Genomic DNA, 17,461 nt, shown 5'->3' with positions numbered 1-17,461 from the left:
CACCGCCTCCTCCTTTAGTGGTATTCCGACTAAAACCCTCGGGTTTAGCCTCTGTTTCTGTTGATCGCCATCAATCTGCCCCTTCGGGGGCAACAGTACTCTGCCCGCAGATTAAGCAATGTTGTCGCTTCACACCTAACAATATCAGGCCTTCAGGAGAATTCCGGATGAGCAAGTTTCTTGACCGGTTCCGCTATTTCAAACAGCTAGCCGAACCTTTTTCTGGCAAACATGGCCAGACCCTCAACGCCAACCGTGACTGGGAAGATGGCTATCGCAGCCGCTGGCAGCACGATAAAATTGTCCGCTCGACCCACGGCGTGAATTGCACCGGTTCCTGTAGCTGGAAGATTTACGTCAAAAATGGCCTGGTCACCTGGGAAACTCAGCAGACCGACTATCCGCGCACCCGCCCGGATTTGCCAAACCACGAACCGCGCGGCTGCCCGCGTGGTGCCAGTTACTCCTGGTATCTTTACAGCGCCAACCGCCTGAAATACCCGTTAATGCGCAAAAAGCTGATCGCCCTTTGGCGTGAAGCGAAGCTGCAGCACAGCGATCCGGTCGAGGCCTGGGGTTCCATCGTCAGCAATGCGGAAAAAGCCAAAAGCTATAAGATTGCCCGTGGACGCGGCGGTTTTGTTCGCTCCAGCTGGCAGGAAGTGAACGAGCTGATTGCCGCCTCGAACATCTATACCGCGAAAACCTTCGGCCCGGATCGCATCGTTGGCTTCTCGCCGATCCCGGCGATGTCGATGGTCTCTTATGCCGCCGGCGCCCGTTATCTGTCGCTGATTGGCGGCGTGTGCCTGAGCTTCTACGACTGGTACTGCGACCTGCCGCCCGCGTCGCCAATGACCTGGGGTGAGCAGACCGACGTGCCGGAATCGGCTGACTGGTATAACTCGTCCTACATCATTGCCTGGGGCTCAAACGTGCCTCAGACCCGCACGCCGGATGCGCACTTCTTCACCGAAGTTCGTTATAAGGGCACCAAAACCGTCGCTATCACGCCGGATTATGCTGAAGTGGCCAAGCTCTGTGACCAGTGGCTGAACCCGAAACAGGGCACCGACAGCGCGATGGCGCTGGCCATGGGCCACGTGATGCTGAAAGAGTTCCACCTCGATCGTGAAGTGGGCTATTTCCGCGATTACGTTCGCCGCTACAGCGATATGCCGATGCTGGTGCTGCTTGAGCCGCGTGAAGGTGGTTTCTATGCCGCCGGCCGTCAGCTGCGTGCCAGCGATCTGGTCGATGGCCTGGGCCAGCAAAACAACCCCGAATGGAAAACCATTGCCATCAATGAAGCGGACGGCGAGCTGGTGGCACCGCAAGGGTCGATTGGTTTCCGCTGGGGTGAGCAGGGCAAATGGAATCTGGAATCGCGCGAAGGCAAAGGCCAGCAGGAGGTGGAGCTTCAGCTCAGCCTGCTCGGTAAGCATGACGAGGTGGTTGAGGTCGGCTTCCCGTACTTTGGCGGCATCACCAGCGAGAACTTCAACAGTGTCGCGCTGGAAGAGATCCTGTTGCACAAGCTGCCGGTGAAGCGCCTGACCTTAGCCGACGGCAGCGAAGCGCTGGTGACCAGCGTCTACGATTTGACCCTGGCCAACTACGGCCTGGAACGCGGGTTGGGCGATGCCAACTGCGCGCAGAATTACGATGAGGTCAACGCCTACAGCCCGGCATGGGCAGAGCAGATCACCGGCGTGTCGCGTCAGAACATCATCCGTATTGCCCGTGAGTTTGCCGAAAACGCAGAGAAAACCCGTGGCCGCTCGATGATCATCGTTGGTGCCGGTATGAACCACTGGTATCACATGGACATGAACTACCGTGGCCTGATCAATATGCTGGTGTTCTGCGGCTGCGTCGGACAAAGCGGCGGCGGCTGGGCGCACTATGTGGGCCAGGAAAAACTGCGGCCGCAGACCGGCTGGACGCCGCTGGCTTTTGCGCTGGACTGGCAACGTCCGCCTCGCCATATGAACAGCACCTCGTTCTTCTATAACCACTCCAGCCAGTGGCGCTACGAGTCGGTTACCACCGAAGAGCTGCTGTCGCCGCTGGCGGATAAAAGCCGTTACAGCGGCAGCCTGATTGATTTCAACGTGCGCTCCGAACGCATGGGCTGGCTGCCGTCCGCGCCGCAGCTCAACGTGAATCCGCTGCACATTGCCGCTAAGGCCGACGCGGCCGGCATGTCGCCGGTGGATTACACCGTCGACAGCCTGAAGCAGGGCACGCTGCGCTTTGCGGCGGAACAGCCGGACAGTCCGCAAAACTTCCCAAGGAACCTGTTCGTCTGGCGTTCCAACCTGCTGGGCTCCTCCGGTAAAGGGCATGAGTACATGCTCAAATATTTACTCGGCACCGAAAACGGCATTCTGGGCAAAGACCTCGGCCGTCAGGGTGGCGTGATGCCGGAAGAGGTGGAATGGCAGGATAACGGCGGTGAAGGCAAGCTCGACCTGGTGGTGACCCTGGATTTCCGCATGTCCAGCACCTGCCTTTATTCCGATATCGTGCTGCCGACCGCCACCTGGTATGAAAAAGACGACATGAATACCTCGGATATGCATCCGTTTATTCATCCGCTCTCGGCGGCGGTCGATCCGGCCTGGGAGTCGAAAAGCGACTGGGAAATCTACAAAGGGATCGCCAAAACCTTCTCAGAGCTGTGTGTTGGCCATCTTGGGGTAGAAACCGATGTGGTCACGCTGCCGGTGCAGCACGATTCCCCGGCCGAACTGGCGCAGCCGTTTGAGGTGAAGGACTGGAAAAAAGGCCAGTGCGCGCTGATCCCAGGCAAAACCGCGCCACATATTATTGCGGTAGAACGTGACTACCCGGCCACCTGGGCGCGTTTCACCTCGCTCGGGCCGCTGCTTGATAAATTGGGCAACGGCGGCAAAGGCATCAGCTGGAATACCCAGACCGAAGTCGACTTCCTGAAGCAGCTTAACTACGTCAAGGCGGACGGCCCTGCTGCCGGTCGGCCCAATATCGACAGCGCGATTGATGCGGCGGAAGTGATCCTCTCGCTGGCACCGGAAACCAACGGCCAGGTGGCCGTTAAGGCCTGGCAGGCGCTGAGCAAAATCACCGGCCGCGACCACACGCATCTGGCGCTGAATAAAGAAGACGAGAAGATCCGCTTCCGCGATATTCAGGCGCAGCCACGCAAAATTATCTCCAGCCCAACCTGGTCAGGCCTTGAAGATGAGCATGTGTCGTATAACGCCTGCTACACCAACGTTCATGAGCTGATCCCCTGGCGCACGCTGAGCGGCCGTCAGCAGCTGTATCAGGATCATGAGTGGATGCGTGCCTTCGGCGAAAGCCTGCTGGTGTACCGTCCGCCAATCGATACCCGTGCCGCGAAGCCGTTCCTCAACCAGAAGCCTAACGGCAACCCGGAGAAGGCGCTGAACTTCCTGACGCCGCACCAGAAATGGGGCATTCACTCCACCTACAGCGACAACCTGTTGATGCTGACGCTGTCGCGCGGCGGGCCGATTGTGTGGATGAGTGAGGACGATGCCCGCGAGCTGGGCATTGAGGATAACGACTGGATTGAAGCCTTTAACGCCAACGGCGCGCTGACGGCCCGCGCGGTGGTCAGCCAGCGTATTCCGGCTGGGATGACCATGATGTACCACGCCCAGGAGCGCATCGTGAATATTCCCGGTTCGGAAATCACCAGCCAGCGCGGAGGCATTCATAACTCGGTCACGCGGACCTGTCCGAAGCCGACCCATATGATTGGCGGCTACGCGCAGCAGTCCTACGGCTTCAACTATTACGGCACCGTCGGCTCGAACCGTGACGAGTTCGTGGTGGTGAGAAAAATGAATCACGTTAACTGGTTAGACGGTGAGGGCACCGACGATTGCCAGGGCAGCCAGCAGGAGAAACAGCCATGAAAATTCGTTCGCAAGTCGGCATGGTGCTGAACCTCGACAAATGCATCGGATGCCACACCTGTTCGGTGACCTGTAAAAACGTCTGGACCAGCCGTGAAGGCATGGAATATGCCTGGTTCAACAACGTCGAGAGCAAGCCGGGCGTGGGCTATCCCCATGCCTGGGAAGATCAGGAGAAGTGGAAGGGCGGCTGGATCCGTAAAATCAACGGCAGGCTGGAGCCACGCATGGGCAGCCGCGTCGGGCTGCTGTCGAAAATCTTCGCCAACCCGCACGTGCCGGAGCTGGATGACTATTACGAGCCGTTTGATTATGACTATCAGAATTTGCATACCGCGCCAGCGGGCAAGCATCAGCCGATAGCCCGTCCGCGCTCGCTGATCACCGGCAAGCGGATGAAGAAGATCGAAAACGGCCCGAACTGGGAAGAGATCCTCGGCGGCGAATTCTCGAAACGCTCCGCCGATCAGAACTTTAATAACATCCAGAAAGCGATGTACGGCCAGTTTGAAAACACCTTCATGATGTATCTGCCGCGCCTGTGTGAGCACTGCCTGAATCCGGCCTGCGTGGCGACCTGTCCCAGCGGCGCCATTTACAAGCGAGGCGAAGACGGCATCGTGCTGATCGATCAGGACAAATGCCGCGGCTGGAGGATGTGCCTGACCGGCTGCCCGTACAAAAAAATCTACTTCAACTGGAAAAGCGGCAAGTCGGAGAAGTGCATCTTCTGCTATCCGCGCATTGAAGCGGGTCAGCCCACCGTCTGTTCAGAAACCTGCGTCGGCCGCATTCGTTATCTCGGCGTGCTGCTGTATGACGCCGATCGCATCGAACAGGCGGCCTCAGCGGAGAACGAGCAGGATCTCTACCAGCGTCAGCTGGATATTTTCCTCGACCCGAACGATCCGGCGGTGATTGAACAGGCGCTGGCAGACGGCATTCCAAACAGTGTGATTGAGGCCGCGCAACGATCGCCGGTGTGGAAAATGGCAATGGACTGGAAGCTGGCGCTGCCGCTGCACCCGGAATACCGCACCTTACCGATGGTCTGGTATGTGCCGCCCTTATCGCCGATCCAGTCGGTTGCCGATGCCGGTGAACTCGGCCACAGCGGCGTGCTGCCGGATGTGGAAAGCCTGCGTATCCCGGTGCAGTACCTGGCGAACCTGCTGACGGCGGGGGATACCGCGCCGGTGTTGCTGGCGCTGAAGCGGATGCTGGCGATGCGTCACTACAAGCGCGCCGAAACCGTCGACGGCGAAGTGGATACCCGCGCGCTGGAGCAGGTTGGGCTGACGGAAGCGCAGGCGCAGGAGATGTACCGTTACCTGGCGATCGCTAACTACGAAGACCGTTTCGTGGTGCCCTCCAGCCACCGTGAGCTGGCGCGCGAAGCCTTCCCGGAAAGCAAAGGCTGTGGCTTTAGCTTTGGCGACGGTTGCCACGGCAGCGACAGCAAGTTCAATTTGTTTAACAGCCGCCGCATTGATGCGATAGATGTGGGCCGCAAAACGCCACCGCAGGAGGATCGGTCATGATCAGCTTACGTGTTATTGGCCGACTGATGGATTACCCGGAACAGGCGCTGTTCGATCACGCTGCCGAGCTGGTGGACGCGCTGCAAAGCGCGGCTGAACTGGATGCGGATAGCCGTGCTCCGCTGGTGCAGTTTATCCACGACTTCTGCGCCCGTCCGCTGCTGGACGTGCAGGCGGAGTACTGCGAGCTGTTCGATCGTGGCCGCGCCACTTCGCTGCTGCTGTTCGAACATGTGCACGGCGAATCGCGCGATCGTGGTCAGGCGATGGTCGATCTGCTGGATCAGTATCGTGCCGACGGTCTGCAGCTGGATTGCAAAGAGCTGCCGGACTACCTGCCGCTGTACCTGGAGTATCTGGGCAACGGCTCAGTGCAGCGGGCACGCGGCGGATTACAGGATATCGCGCCGATTCTGGCGCTGCTGGCGGCACGTCTTCAGCAGCGCGAAAGCCCGTATGCGCGGTTATTTGACGCGCTGCTGTCGCTGTCCGGCAGCGGTGTGCAGGCCGACGCGTTGCAAAGCCAGGTGGCAAGCGAAGCCCGCGATGATACGCCAGCCGCGCTGGATGCGGTGTGGGAAGAGGAGCAGGTGAAGTTCCTCGGCGAGCAGGGCTGCGCCTCTGCGCAACAGGCCACGCATCAGCGTCGCTTTGCTGGCGCGGTCAAGCCTCAGTATCTGGACGTGGCGCAGGCCACGCCACGTTCCTCAGGACACTAATCATGCACTATTTATCGCAGTTCTTTTTCGACATCTATCCCTATATTGCCGGCGCGGTTTTCCTGATCGGCAGCTGGTTACGCTACGATTATGGCCAGTACAGCTGGCGTGCAGGCTCCAGCCAGATGCTGGATAAAAAAGGCATGCGTCTGGCCTCGAACCTGTTCCATATCGGCATTATGGGCATCTTCTTTGGCCATATTGTCGGCATGTTAACGCCGCACTGGATGTACCAAGCGTTCCTGCCGATTGACGTTAAGCAGAAGCTGGCGATGATCGCCGGCGGCATTTGCGGGCTGTTAACGCTGGTGGGCGGCGGGCTGTTGCTGAAGCGTCGTCTGACCAATCCCCGCGTGCGGGCCACCAGCAGCGTGGGCGATATCCTGATCCTGACGTTGCTGGTGGTGCAGGTTTGTCTGGGATTACTGACCATCCCGTTCTCGGCCCAGCATATGGACGGCAGCGAGATGATGAAGCTGGTGGCCTGGGCGCAGGCGGTGGTGACCTTCCACGGCGGGGCTTCTCAGCATCTTGAGGGCGTGGCGGTGATTTTCCGCCTGCATATGGTACTGGGGATGACGCTGTTCCTGCTGTTCCCTTTCTGCCGCCTGGTGCATATCTGGAGCGCACCGGTCGAGTATCTGACCCGCCGCTATCAGATTGTGCGTAACCGCCGTTAATTTATTAGCGAGCGGAGTATTGCAGGGCCAGGGCTAATCCCCTGGCCTTTTTTATCCCCGACCGAAAATTTCAATCACCGCATCCAGATGATCCTTCATTGCTTTTTTCGCTGCACGCGGATCGCGCGCGCGCAGGGCTTGCAGGATCGCCAGATGTTCGGTTTCAGAGCGATGCGGCATATCCTGCGGGGTGTAATGCTGTTGCAGGCTGCGGAACATGCTGCCGTAACGGTGTCCTAACAGATGGGCGATGATAAAGGCATAGGCCGGATTGCCGCTGGCCTGCGCAATGCGGATATGAAACAGCCGATCGCCGGGATGCGTCGCCGAGCCTTGCCGGTTATCGCGGCAGTTCTGCTCATAAGCCTGCTCAATCAACGCAAGTTCGTCTTCTGACGCATGGCGTGCGGCCAGTGCGGCGGTTTCAGGTTCAATCAACCGGCGGGTTTGCAGCAGCGAAAACGGCGGCAGTTCGGCGCTGAAATCCAGCTGGATATCCAGTTCATCATCCACATCGGCCCACTGATCGCGGCCAGCCTGCATCATCACCGGCTCTTCCGACGCGACGGTGCCGGGATGGCAAACAATGACTCCGTTGCCGACGCGCACATCCACGAGGCCAATCACTTCCAACGCGATTAACGCTTCCCGCACCGACGCGCGGCTGACCTGCAGCTGACTGGCAAGATCGCGCTCGGCAGGAAGCTTGCTGCCAGGCGGAAATTCACCGCTGGCAATCAGCTGTTTCAGCTGATCGGCAATCTGGCGGTAAATTCTTGGATTTTCTAATTTTTTTATCGGCATGGCTCACCAGGCATTTTTTCAGTTAAGCGATTCAGCCAGCAGTTTGCAGAAATACGGCTTGCTGGAATGTTTTTAACATGTGAAAAATTGGTTAAATAAATAGCGCGTTTTACGGCTGAATATGCCCTGAATCATAGCAAAAGGGCACCGCTTAAAACGTTTTTTTTCACCGTTAATGGCCTGACCATTAGTCCTTTAATCAACGGGAACCGTTATGGATCTTCAGGGTAAGAAAGTGCTGATCACCGCCGCAGGGCAGGGAATTGGCTTTAATACCGCGCAACTGTTTGCCGATTCGGGCGCGGAGGTGATCGCCACCGATATCAATATTGCCCGCCTACAGGAACTGCCCGGCGTCACCGGCAGGGTGCTGGACGTGACCGATACGCAGGCCATTCACGCGCTGGCGGAAGAGCTTGGCAGCATCGATGTGCTGTTTAACTGCGCTGGCGTGGTGCACAGCGGCGATATCCTCAGCTGCACGGAACAGCAGTGGCAGTTTGCCCTCGACCTGAACGTGACCGCCATGTTCCACACCGTGCGGGCGTTTTTGCCCGGCATGCTGGCGCAGCAAAAGGGCTCGATTATCAATATGTCTTCCGTCGCGTCCAGCGTGAAGGGCGTGCCAAACCGTTTTGCCTACAGCGCCTCGAAAGCGGCGGTGATTGGACTGACGCGGTCGGTGGCGGCGGATTATGTCGGCCGCGGTGTTCGCTGTAATGCCATTTGTCCGGGCACGGTGGAATCGCCGTCGCTGCGGCAGCGCATTGCTGAACAGGCTAAAGCCGAAGGGCGCAGCGAAGCCGACGTTTATCAGGCGTTTGTCTCGCGCCAGCCGATAGGGCGCATTGGCAAAACCGAAGAGATCGCCCAGCTGGCGCTGTATCTGGCCTCGGATGCCAGCGCCTACACCACCGGCGCGATCCACATTATTGATGGCGGCTGGAGCAACTGATCGCCGCCCTATTTTTGACAGGAGGAAGGATGAAATTATTACGTTACGGCCAGCCAGGCGCAGAGCGTCCGGCACTGGTTGATGCCCAGGGCAACCTGCGCGATCTCTCCGACGTGATTGACGATCTGGCCGGCAGCGCCTTGTCGCCCGCTTCACTGGACAAGCTGCGTCAGCTGAATGTCGACGCGCTGCCGAAAGTGGCTGGCACGCCGCGCATCGGCGCCTGCGTTGGCAATGTCGGCAAATTTATCTGCATCGGCCTTAACTACGCCGACCATGCGGCGGAAACCGGGGCGGAAATCCCCAACGAGCCGGTGATCTTCAGCAAATGGACCAGCGCCATTGTCGGTCCGAACGATGCGATTGAGATCCCGCGCGACTCGGTAAAAACCGACTGGGAAGTGGAGCTGGGCGTGGTGATTGGCAAAGGCGGTCGCTACATCAGCGAAGCCGATGCGCTGTCCCACGTCGCAGGCTACTGCGTGATTAACGACGTTTCCGAACGTGAATTCCAGATTGAGCGTGGCGGCACCTGGGACAAAGGCAAAGGCTGCGATACTTTCGGGCCGCTAGGACCCTGGCTGGTGACCACCGATGAAATCCCCGATGCCAATCAGCTCAGCATGTGGCTGGAAGTGGACGGCAAGCGCTATCAGAACGGCAATACCAACACCATGATTTTTAAGGTGCCGGAAATCATCAGCTACCTGAGCCGCTTTATGAGCCTGCAGCCGGGCGATGTGATTTCTACCGGCACGCCGCCGGGAGTGGGAATGGGGCAGAAGCCGCCGGTCTACCTGCGTGCCGGCCAGCAGATCCACCTCGGTATTGAGGGGCTGGGTGAACAGCGCCAGACAACCATTCAGGCTTAGGCCCGTTCAGTTAAGGACGCATTTATGACCACGATTACTGCCCTGCGCGTTGAAGATATCCGCTTCCCGACCTCGCTGTCACTGGATGGATCGGACGCGATGAACCCGGACCCGGACTATTCCGCCGCGTACGTGATTTTAGAGACCGACACCCCGTCACTGAGCGGCCACGGGCTGACCTTTACCATTGGCCGGGGAAATGAAATTTGCTGCGCCGCAATCCATGCGCTGCAGCATCTGGTGGTCGGGCGCGATCTGGCTACCATCGCCGCAGATATGGGCGCGTTCTGGCGATCCTTTACCAGCGACAGCCAGCTGCGCTGGATTGGCCCGGACAAAGGCGCGATCCACCTGGCCACCGGCGCGGTGATCAACGCGGTGTGGGATTTGTGGAGTAAGGCCGAAGGCAAACCGCTGTGGCGGCTGGTGGCCGAGATGTCGCCAGAAGAGCTGGTGCGCTGTGTGGATTTCCGCTACATCACCGACTGCATCACGCCGGAGGAAGCGCTGGCGCTGCTGCGTCAGCGGGCGGACAACAAAGATCAGCGGCTGCAAACGCTGCTGGCTGACGGCTATCCCTGCTACACCACCTCAGCCGGCTGGCTGGGCTATCCCGATGACAAGCTGCGTCGCCTGTGTCAGGAAGCGGTGGATGCCGGTTTTGATTACCTGAAGCTGAAGGTCGGGCGCGATCTGGAAGATGACATTCGCCGGGTGACCATCGCCCGCGAAGTGATCGGCCCGGACCGCAAACTGATGATCGACGCAAACCAGGTGTGGGAAACCAATGAAGCCATTCCCTGGGTGAACAAGCTGGCGTTTGCCAATCCGTGGTTTATCGAAGAGCCGACCAGCCCGGACGACATTGAAGGGCATCGCCGCATCCGGGAAGGCATCGCGCCGGTCAAAGTGGCCACCGGCGAAATGTGCCAGAACCGCATTATGTTCAAACAGTTCATCATGCGCGGCGCGATCGATGTGGTGCAGATCGATGCCTGCCGGATGGGTGGCGTCAACGAGATCCTCGCGGTGATGCTGATGGCGGCGAAATACGATCTGCCGGTGTGTCCGCATGCCGGCGGCGTTGGGCTGTGCGAATACGTCCAGCATCTGTCGATGATCGACTATCTGTGCATTGCCGGCACCCACGAAGGCCGGGTGATTGAGTTTGTCGATCATCTGCACGAGCACTTTGTTCATCCCTGTGTGATCAAAGGAGCGGCCTATATGCCGCCAGAACATCCCGGATTCTCGATCGAAATGTACCCGGCCTCGATTGAACAATACCGCTTTCGCGCGCTGGAACCGGCCTGATGACGCTGCGGATTGATGCGCACCAGCACTTCTGGCGCTACCAGCCGCAGGAGTATGGCTGGATCGGTGACGGGATGGCGCGGCTAAAGCAGGATTTCCTGCCACGCCAGCTGGCGCCTGAGTTGTCGGCACAGGGCATTGACGGCAGCGTGCTGGTGCAGGCCCGGCAAAGCCTGCAGGAGACGCGCGGGTTGCTGGATCTGGCCGGGCGTTCCCCCGAGGTGAAGGCGGTGGTCGGTTGGATCGATCTTCAGCAGGGCGATCTCACACCTCAACTGGCGGAATGTGAACATCGTGTATTACTGCGCGGCTTCCGCCATCTGATTCAGGACGAAGCCGATCCGGCGGGTTGGATGGCACAGCCGTCGGTACAGTTGGCGATGCAGCAGCTGCAGCGCAAAGAGTACGTCTGGGATCTGCTGGTCACACACCGACATCTGGCCGAGGCGACGGCGTTTGCGGCCCGTCACGATGGTCATCTGATGGTGCTGGATCACCTGGGCAAACCGGATCTGGCGGCCGGTGCCAAAAGCTGGGCCAGGCAGATCGCCCCGCTGGCAGCGTTACCGCATGTCAGCTGCAAACTGTCCGGCCTGCTGACCGAACCCCGCCCGGCGGGCTATGGCATTGACGATCTGCTGCCGTTTATCGATGCGGCCCTCGAGGCGTTTGGCAGCGACCGGGTGCTGGCCGGATCGGACTGGCCGGTCTGCCTGCTGGCGGGCGAGTATGCCGATGCCTGGCAGCTTATTCAGCGCGCCATCGTGCCGTTATCGGCCAGCGAGCAGGACGCCATTTCAGGCGGCAATGCCTGCCGAATCTATCGAATAGAGGACGTTGAAGTATGAATCTTCATCTGCAAAACAAAGTGGTGATCGTGACCGGCGGCGGCTCCGGCATTGGCGCGGCTATCTCGCTGACGCTGGCCGAAGAAGGGGCGATCCCGGTGATTGTCAGCAACAGCGAACCGTCCGCTGAGCTGATGCAACGGCTTCACCAGCATCAGCCAGAGGCGTTTTTCGTGCTGGCGGAATTACAGGAGGAATCCAGCTGCATTCAGGCGGTGGAACGCGTCACTCAACAATGTGGCCGCATTGACGGGCTGGTGAATAACGCCGGCGTCAATGACAGCGTGGGTCTGGAAGCCGGACGGGAAGCCTTTGTGCGCTCGCTGGAAAAGAACCTGATCCATTACTACCTGATGGCGCATTTGTGTCTGGATCATCTGCGCGCCAGCCAGGGCGCCATCGTCAATATCAGCTCGAAGACCGCGCTGACCGGACAGGGAAACACCAGCGGCTATGCCTCGGCAAAAGGCGGCGTGCTGGCGCTGACGCGGGAATGGGCCGCCTCATTGCTCAGTGACGGGATCCGCGTCAACGCGGTCATCCCGGCAGAGGTGATGACGCCGCTGTACGAACGCTGGATCAAGAGCTTCGACCAGCCGGAGGAAAAGCTGAAGCAAATTACCCGCCATATTCCGCTTGGCAAGCGGATGACCACGCCGCAGGAAATCGCCGACACCGTGGTCTTTTTGCTGTCGTCGCGGGCCTCGCACACCACCGGGCAATGGCTGACGGTTGACGGCGGCTATTCCCATCTGGACAGGGCGCTGACATGACCGGGAACCGACGTTACTGCCAGGCGCTGGACCTGGCTGACGATCCGCAGCTGATTGCGGAATATCGCCAGTATCACCAGCAGATCTGGCCGGAGATTACACAACATCTGCGGCGCTACGGCATCGCCGATATGGAAATTTATCTGCTGGGCACCCGGCTGGTGATGGTGATGGAAACCACGCCAGACTTCGACGCCGAGCGGTTCGCACAGTTTAGTGAGCAGGATGCGAAAGTCAGGGAATGGGAGGCGCTGATGTGGACTTATCAGCGGCCAACCCCCTGGACACCCGCCGGAGAAAAATGGGTGGCGATGGAACGGATCTTCTCTCTGCAGGAGCAGAACTAAGTTAATCAACGGGTTCTCTTCTGGCCCTCATCTCTTCACTGCCGGTGTTTTTCGCTGTACTGGCCACAGCTACCGAGGAACGAAACATGTTAGTCAATAAAACGACTGCGCCGGCTTATCGCGAGCGACAAGCGGCAACCAGCTATCGGCTGGCCTTTATTATGGTCACCGTCCTGTTTTTTATGTGGGGACTCTCCTACGGCTTGCTCGACGTGCTGAATAAGCATTTCCAGGACGTGCTGCACGTCAACAAAGCCCAGTCGGGCCTGTTGCAGGCGGCCTACTTCGGCGCGTACTTTGTGGTGGCGTTACCGGCGGGATTCTTTATGGATCGCTTCGGTTACAAGGCCGGTGTGCTGGTGGGGCTGTGCCTGTATGCGCTGGGTGCGCTGCTGTTTGTTCCTGCCGCTTCAGCCGGCAGTTTTGAGATGTTCCTGCTGGCGCTGTTTGTCATCGCGCTGGGGTTAGGCTGTCTGGAAACGGCGGCCAACCCTTACGCCACGGTGCTGGGCGATCCGGCTGGCGCGGAACGTCGCCTGAATCTGTCACAATCGTTTAATGGCCTGGGGCAGTTTGTTGGCCCGGTGATCGGCGGATCGCTGTTCTTCTCTGCCACGCAGGGCACCACCACCGATGGCCTGGCGTCAGTGAAAACCACCTACGTGGCGATTGCGGCGTTAGTGCTGGTGATTGCCTTTGTCTTTGGCCGCACCCGTCTGCCGGACATTCGCGCGCAGGAAGAAGAGCAGAGCAGCGGCGATGAAAAAAGCCTGTGGCAGCATGGCCACTTTACCGGCGGGGTGATTGCTCAGTTCTTTTATGTCGCCGCGCAGGTGGGCGTCGGTGCCTTCTTTATTAACTACGTTACCGAGCACTGGGCGAACCTCTCTAACCAGAACGCCTCTTACCTGCTGTCGGTGGGGATGGTCAGCTTTATGATTGGCCGCTTCTTCAGCACCTGGCTGATGGGACGCGTTCGTCCGGCGACGCTGCTGGTGGCGTATGCCGCCATCAACATTGTGCTGTGCGCCATCGTGGTGTCGGGGATTGAAACGCTGTCGGTGATTGCGCTGGTGGCAGTGTTCTTCTTTATGTCGATCATGTTCCCGACGCTGTTCGCGATGGGGGTGAAAAACATGGGCAAACAGACTAAACGCGCCAGTTCGCTGATGATTATGGCAATTGTCGGTGGCGCGATTATGCCGTATCTGATGGGCGCGATGGCCGATCGCTACAGCACCGCTACCGCCTACAGCCTGCCTCTGCTGTGCTTCGCCGTGGTGCTGGTGTATGCCGTGCGCCAGCGGGCGAAAGCCTGACGGGTCTTATCTGAATATTCCGCACGCTCCGGGCAGCCGCTGGTTGCCCTTTCTTTACATAACATCTGCTTTTCTTCTCGCCAGCCAATGCTTTACCATAGCGTTACATTTTCGCATCGCACTTATGGATATTAAATGCGTTCTCTGGCCACACTTCTTCCTGCACTGCTGTTACTGACCGCCTGTAGTAGCCATAAACCACCACAGAACGTTGAACCGCAGGGCAATCCCTTTGGCGGCGGCTTCAAGCTGGACCCCGCGCACAACACCACGCCACTGATGGGCGATTTTGCCAACAATCCGGCCACCGAGCGCTTTATCGATAAAATGGTGCGCGAACACGGTTTCCAGCGTCAGCAGCTGCATGATGTGCTGGCGCAGGCCAATAACCTGAACTGGGTTATCCGCCTGATGGATCGCCAGGCGCCGATTTCGCAGGGACCGACCGGGCCAAACGGCGCGTGGATCCGCTACCGGGCCAAGTTTATTACCCCGTCCAACGTGCAAAACGGCGTGATGTTCTGGAACCAGTATCAGGATGCGTTGCAGCGTGCGTATAAAACCTACGGGGTGCCGCCGGAAATTATCGTCGGCATTATTGGCGTCGAAACCCGCTGGGGCCGCGTGATGGGCAAAACCCGCATTATCGATGCGCTCTCAACGCTGGCGTTTAACTATCCGCGTCGGGCCGACTTCTTTAGTGCGGAGCTGGAAACCTTCCTGCTGATGGCAAGGGAAGAGGGTGATGACCCGCTGGATCTGCGCGGCTCTTACGCCGGTGCGATGGGTTATGGCCAGTTTATGCCGTCCTCCTTTAAAAGCTATGCCGTCGATTTCAATGGCGATGGGCACATCAACCTGTGGGATCCGGTGGATGCCATCGGCAGCGTGGCGCACTACTTTAACGCCCATGGCTGGGTGAAAAATGGCACCGTGGCCGTGCCGGCGACCGGTCCCGACACCACCTGGGAAACCGGCTTCAAAACCCGTTATTCCGTCTCGTCGCTGGCCGCTGGCGGCTTCCGTCCGCAGCTGAAGCTGGACGGCAATCAGCAGGTCAGCCTGTTGCGCTTTGATATGGGCACCAGCTACCAGTACTGGTTCGGCTTGCCAAACTTCTATGCCATCACCCGCTATAACCACAGCAATCATTATGCGATGGCGGTGTGGCAACTGGGTCTGGCGGTGAAGGACGCGCGCTAAACCTTAGCGCTGCGTGTCTGAGGAAAGGCCTGCAAACCCCTGCAGGTCTTCTTCCAGCGAGGAGCGGATATGCTGGCGGGTCATCGCTTCAGCCCGATCCTCATCGCCGGTAATCAGCGCATCATGCAGTGCCTGATGCCCACTGACCAGCGGCTCACGCTGCGGCCAGTGGCCTTCTGACCAGCGATACAGCCACTCCATTTTATCCTGTAACTGCTTGTGCCTGCGGTTGAGATGCCCGTGACTCGTCGCGTCCACCAGCGTGCGATGGTAGCGAAGATCGGCCTCGACGCGGCTGTCCATATCACCCTTCTCCGCCTTTGCCAGGCCGTCAAAAGCCTGGTTCAATCTCTCACGGCTTAGCGGCGTGCGGCGGCTGACGTAAATTCTGGCCGCCAGACATTCCAGCGCTTCCCGCAGCGTGTAGATTTCCCAGATGATTTCGGCGTCTAACGGCGCCACATGACAGCTGAGATAAGGCGAACGTACCACCAGTTCCTGCGCTTCCAGCGCAAACAGCGCCGAGCGAACGGTGCCGCGGCCAACGCCCATCTGCTGCGCCAGCGCAATCTCGGTCAGCACTTCGCCGGGCTGCAAGCGGCCATGGACAATCTCCCGTCGAAGCCAGTCGATGGCGTTATCCTGCAAACTCTTGCGTACGATGGGATCCTGTTTATCCATGACGAAACCTTAAAAGTTGCGCTGGAAATGGCTGCTGACAAAGGCCCGGCAGCGGTCGGAGTTCGGGTTGGAAAAGACCTGCTCTGGCGGGCCTTCTTCTTCAACCCGACCCTGATGAAGAAAGATCGCCTTGTTCGACACTTCGCGGGCAAAGCCCATTTCGTGGGTGACGATAATCATGGTACGGCCTTCTTCAGCCAGGTCGCGGATCACTTTTAATACGTCACCGACCAGCTCGGGATCGAGGGCTGACGTCGGCTCATCGAACAGGATCGCCTTCGGGTGCTGCGCCAGCGCGCGGGCAATGGCAATACGCTGTTGCTGACCGCCAGAAAGGTGCGCAGGCCAGGCATCCCTCTTCGCCGACAGCCCGACCTTTTCCAGCAGGGCTTCCGCTTCGTCGATGCACTCTTTTTTATTGCGCTTTTGCACATGCACCGGCGCTTCAATGATGTTTTGCAGCACGGTGCGGTGCGGCCACAGATTAAAGCTCTGGAAAACAAAACCGAGCTGCTGACGGATATTGCGCACCGCAGTTTGTTGCGCGGTGGTCAGCGTGCCGTCGCTACCGGTCAGGGTGATTTTTTCGTTGGCGACCTGAATTTCGCCGCCCTGAGGCACTTCCAGAAAAGGAATACAGCGCAGCAGGGTACTTTTGCCCGAGCCGCTGGCGCCAATCAGCGAAATCACATCGCCGTCGTTGGCGGTCAGGCTGACATCATGCAGCACTTCATGCTGGTCAAAACTCTTCTTTATATTACGCAGTGTCAGCGTGGGTGTGCTCATGCTCTGGCTCCGAACTTATCGGGTGAAAGATATTTCTCAAACAGGGAGAGACCCTTGGTGACGATCAGTGAGATGGCGAGGTAAATCACCGCCGCACTGATAAACACTTCCAGCGCACGGTAGGTGGATGAGACCTCGGCGTTGGCAATCCCGGTGACGTCCATCAGGCTGATGGTGCTGACCAGCGACGTCGACTTGGCCATCGAAATCACTTCATTACTGTAGGCCGGTAAGGCCTGACGGACGGCAATCGGCAGCGTAATCCGCTTGAGGATGGTGAATTTGGACATGCCGCACACCCTCGCGGCTTCAATAGCCCCAGCCGGCACGGCGCGAATGCCGCCTCTGAGAATTTCAGAGGTGTAGGCCGCGTCATTGAGGATCAGGGCCAGCAGCCCGCACCAGTAAGGATCGCGCAGGAACGGCCAGAGAAAGCTGTGGCGAATGGCGCTGATGTTGCCCAGGCCGTAATAGATCATAAAAATCTGAATCAGCAACGGCGTGCCGCGGAACAGAAAAACGTAGCTGCGTGCGACATAACTGCCCGCACGCGTGGCGCGCAGTAAGTTGAGAGTCAGCGCCAGCAAACCGCCACCCAACAGCGACAGCACCGCCAGGTTTAAGGTCAGCGGCAGGCCGGCTAACAGCTTCAGAAAGGTCTCTTGTATAAAGGTGATGTCCATGCCCGTG

16 protein-coding genes are annotated in these 17,461 nt (G+C 58.8%); 12 read left to right on the top strand and 4 right to left on the bottom strand.

The annotated features are described in order from the left end of the window. Positions 1-167: 167 nt before the first annotated feature. From EBC_RS19260 to narI, 4 genes are read left to right on the top strand one after another with little or no spacing between them, the layout of a single operon-like run. Positions 168-3,929 (top strand): nitrate reductase subunit alpha, encoded by a 3,762-nt coding sequence (locus tag EBC_RS19260; RefSeq protein ID WP_013203520.1) that lies wholly within the window; start codon positions 168-170, stop codon positions 3,927-3,929. After that, on the top strand, positions 3,926-5,470 hold the full coding sequence (gene narH / locus EBC_RS19255) for a nitrate reductase subunit beta (RefSeq protein WP_013203519.1): 1,545 nt from the start codon (positions 3,926-3,928) through the stop codon (positions 5,468-5,470). The genes EBC_RS19260 and narH overlap by 4 nt, the downstream gene beginning before the upstream one ends. After that, the gene (gene narJ, locus EBC_RS19250; RefSeq protein WP_013203518.1) at positions 5,467-6,189 is read left to right on the top strand and encodes a nitrate reductase molybdenum cofactor assembly chaperone; all 723 of its coding nucleotides are present in this window, start codon (positions 5,467-5,469) and stop codon (positions 6,187-6,189) included. Before narH ends, narJ begins: the two co-directional genes overlap by 4 nt. A gap of 2 nt (positions 6,190-6,191) precedes the next feature. After that, positions 6,192-6,869 carry a respiratory nitrate reductase subunit gamma gene (narI, locus tag EBC_RS19245; RefSeq protein ID WP_013203517.1) on the top strand — a complete coding sequence of 226 codons (678 nt, stop codon included), beginning with the start codon at positions 6,192-6,194 and terminating at the stop codon, positions 6,867-6,869. A 51-nt stretch (positions 6,870-6,920) separates the two neighbouring features. On the opposite strand, the gene EBC_RS19240 is transcribed toward narI, so the two are convergent. Continuing rightward, entirely contained in the window at positions 6,921-7,673 is a 753-nt protein-coding gene (locus EBC_RS19240; RefSeq protein WP_013203516.1) for a FadR/GntR family transcriptional regulator, read from the bottom strand. A gap of 214 nt (positions 7,674-7,887) precedes the next feature. Here EBC_RS19240 and EBC_RS19235 point away from each other — a divergent pair, with 214 nt between their 5' ends. From EBC_RS19235 to mltB, 8 genes are all read left to right on the top strand, one after another. After that, entirely contained in the window at positions 7,888-8,628 is a 741-nt protein-coding gene (locus EBC_RS19235) for an SDR family oxidoreductase (protein WP_013203515.1), read from the top strand. Between the two features lie 29 nt (positions 8,629-8,657). Further along, positions 8,658-9,500 (top strand): fumarylacetoacetate hydrolase family protein, encoded by an 843-nt coding sequence (locus tag EBC_RS19230; protein ID WP_013203514.1) that lies wholly within the window; start codon positions 8,658-8,660, stop codon positions 9,498-9,500. Between the two features lie 24 nt (positions 9,501-9,524). Further along, a complete protein-coding gene (locus tag EBC_RS19225; RefSeq protein WP_013203513.1) occupies positions 9,525-10,814 on the top strand; it encodes an L-fuconate dehydratase in 1,290 nt (429 codons plus the stop codon). After that, positions 10,814-11,662: an amidohydrolase family protein gene (locus EBC_RS19220; protein ID WP_013203512.1), complete on the top strand. Its 849-nt coding sequence runs from the start codon at positions 10,814-10,816 to the stop codon at positions 11,660-11,662. Before EBC_RS19225 ends, EBC_RS19220 begins: the two co-directional genes overlap by 1 nt. Then, on the top strand, positions 11,659-12,435 hold the full coding sequence (locus EBC_RS19215) for an L-fucose dehydrogenase (protein ID WP_013203511.1): 777 nt from the start codon (positions 11,659-11,661) through the stop codon (positions 12,433-12,435). Before EBC_RS19220 ends, EBC_RS19215 begins: the two co-directional genes overlap by 4 nt. Then, positions 12,432-12,782, top strand: coding sequence for an L-rhamnose mutarotase (locus EBC_RS19210; RefSeq protein WP_013203510.1), 351 nt, complete (start codon positions 12,432-12,434; stop codon positions 12,780-12,782). Before EBC_RS19215 ends, EBC_RS19210 begins: the two co-directional genes overlap by 4 nt. Positions 12,783-12,868: 86 nt before the next feature. After that, positions 12,869-14,101, top strand: a complete 1,233-nt coding sequence (fucP, locus tag EBC_RS19205; protein ID WP_013203509.1) for an L-fucose:H+ symporter permease — start codon at positions 12,869-12,871, stop codon at positions 14,099-14,101. Positions 14,102-14,236: 135 nt separating this feature from the next. Continuing rightward, complete coding sequence (gene mltB, locus EBC_RS19200) at positions 14,237-15,304, top strand: lytic murein transglycosylase B (RefSeq protein WP_013203508.1); 1,068 nt, start codon at positions 14,237-14,239, stop codon at positions 15,302-15,304. A gap of 3 nt (positions 15,305-15,307) precedes the next feature. Here mltB and EBC_RS24725 read toward each other — a convergent pair whose 3' ends face one another. Genes EBC_RS24725 through EBC_RS19185 form a run of 3 tightly spaced genes read right to left on the bottom strand, consistent with a single transcriptional unit; the run spans position 15,308 to position 17,454 of the window. Continuing rightward, the gene (locus EBC_RS24725) at positions 15,308-15,985 is read right to left on the bottom strand and encodes a GntR family transcriptional regulator (protein WP_013203507.1); all 678 of its coding nucleotides are present in this window, start codon (positions 15,983-15,985) and stop codon (positions 15,308-15,310) included. Positions 15,986-15,994: 9 nt separating this feature from the next. After that, positions 15,995-16,771: an ABC transporter ATP-binding protein gene (locus EBC_RS19190; RefSeq protein WP_013203506.1), complete on the bottom strand. Its 777-nt coding sequence runs from the start codon at positions 16,769-16,771 to the stop codon at positions 15,995-15,997. Then, positions 16,768-17,454: an ABC transporter permease gene (locus EBC_RS19185; protein WP_013203505.1), complete on the bottom strand. Its 687-nt coding sequence runs from the start codon at positions 17,452-17,454 to the stop codon at positions 16,768-16,770. Before EBC_RS19185 ends, EBC_RS19190 begins: the two co-directional genes overlap by 4 nt. Positions 17,455-17,461: the final 7 nt, after the last annotated feature.

This window comes from Erwinia billingiae Eb661 (genome assembly GCF_000196615.1).
In the GTDB taxonomy this organism is placed as follows: Bacteria; Pseudomonadota; Gammaproteobacteria; order Enterobacterales; family Enterobacteriaceae; genus Erwinia; species Erwinia billingiae.
This window is presented reverse-complemented; position numbering and strand designations above follow the sequence as displayed.

Bases quoted from the DNA above. Each gene is read 5' to 3' on its own strand.
- EBC_RS19260 (WP_013203520.1), top strand. From the start codon at position 168: ATGAGCAAGTTTCTTGACCGGTTCCGCTATTTCAAACAGCTAGCCGAA.
- narH (WP_013203519.1), top strand. From the start codon at position 3,926: ATGAAAATTCGTTCGCAAGTCGGCATGGTGCTGAACCTCGACAAATGC.
- narJ (WP_013203518.1), top strand. From the start codon at position 5,467: ATGATCAGCTTACGTGTTATTGGCCGACTGATGGATTACCCGGAACAG.
- narI (WP_013203517.1), top strand. From the start codon at position 6,192: ATGCACTATTTATCGCAGTTCTTTTTCGACATCTATCCCTATATTGCC.
- EBC_RS19240 (WP_013203516.1), bottom strand. From the start codon at position 7,673: ATGCCGATAAAAAAATTAGAAAATCCAAGAATTTACCGCCAGATTGCC.
- EBC_RS19235 (WP_013203515.1), top strand. From the start codon at position 7,888: ATGGATCTTCAGGGTAAGAAAGTGCTGATCACCGCCGCAGGGCAGGGA.
- EBC_RS19230 (WP_013203514.1), top strand. From the start codon at position 8,658: ATGAAATTATTACGTTACGGCCAGCCAGGCGCAGAGCGTCCGGCACTG.
- EBC_RS19225 (WP_013203513.1), top strand. From the start codon at position 9,525: ATGACCACGATTACTGCCCTGCGCGTTGAAGATATCCGCTTCCCGACC.
- EBC_RS19220 (WP_013203512.1), top strand. From the start codon at position 10,814: ATGACGCTGCGGATTGATGCGCACCAGCACTTCTGGCGCTACCAGCCG.
- EBC_RS19215 (WP_013203511.1), top strand. From the start codon at position 11,659: ATGAATCTTCATCTGCAAAACAAAGTGGTGATCGTGACCGGCGGCGGC.
- EBC_RS19210 (WP_013203510.1), top strand. From the start codon at position 12,432: ATGACCGGGAACCGACGTTACTGCCAGGCGCTGGACCTGGCTGACGAT.
- fucP (WP_013203509.1), top strand. From the start codon at position 12,869: ATGTTAGTCAATAAAACGACTGCGCCGGCTTATCGCGAGCGACAAGCG.
- mltB (WP_013203508.1), top strand. From the start codon at position 14,237: ATGCGTTCTCTGGCCACACTTCTTCCTGCACTGCTGTTACTGACCGCC.
- EBC_RS24725 (WP_013203507.1), bottom strand. From the start codon at position 15,985: ATGGATAAACAGGATCCCATCGTACGCAAGAGTTTGCAGGATAACGCC.
- EBC_RS19190 (WP_013203506.1), bottom strand. From the start codon at position 16,771: ATGAGCACACCCACGCTGACACTGCGTAATATAAAGAAGAGTTTTGAC.
- EBC_RS19185 (WP_013203505.1), bottom strand. From the start codon at position 17,454: ATGGACATCACCTTTATACAAGAGACCTTTCTGAAGCTGTTAGCCGGC.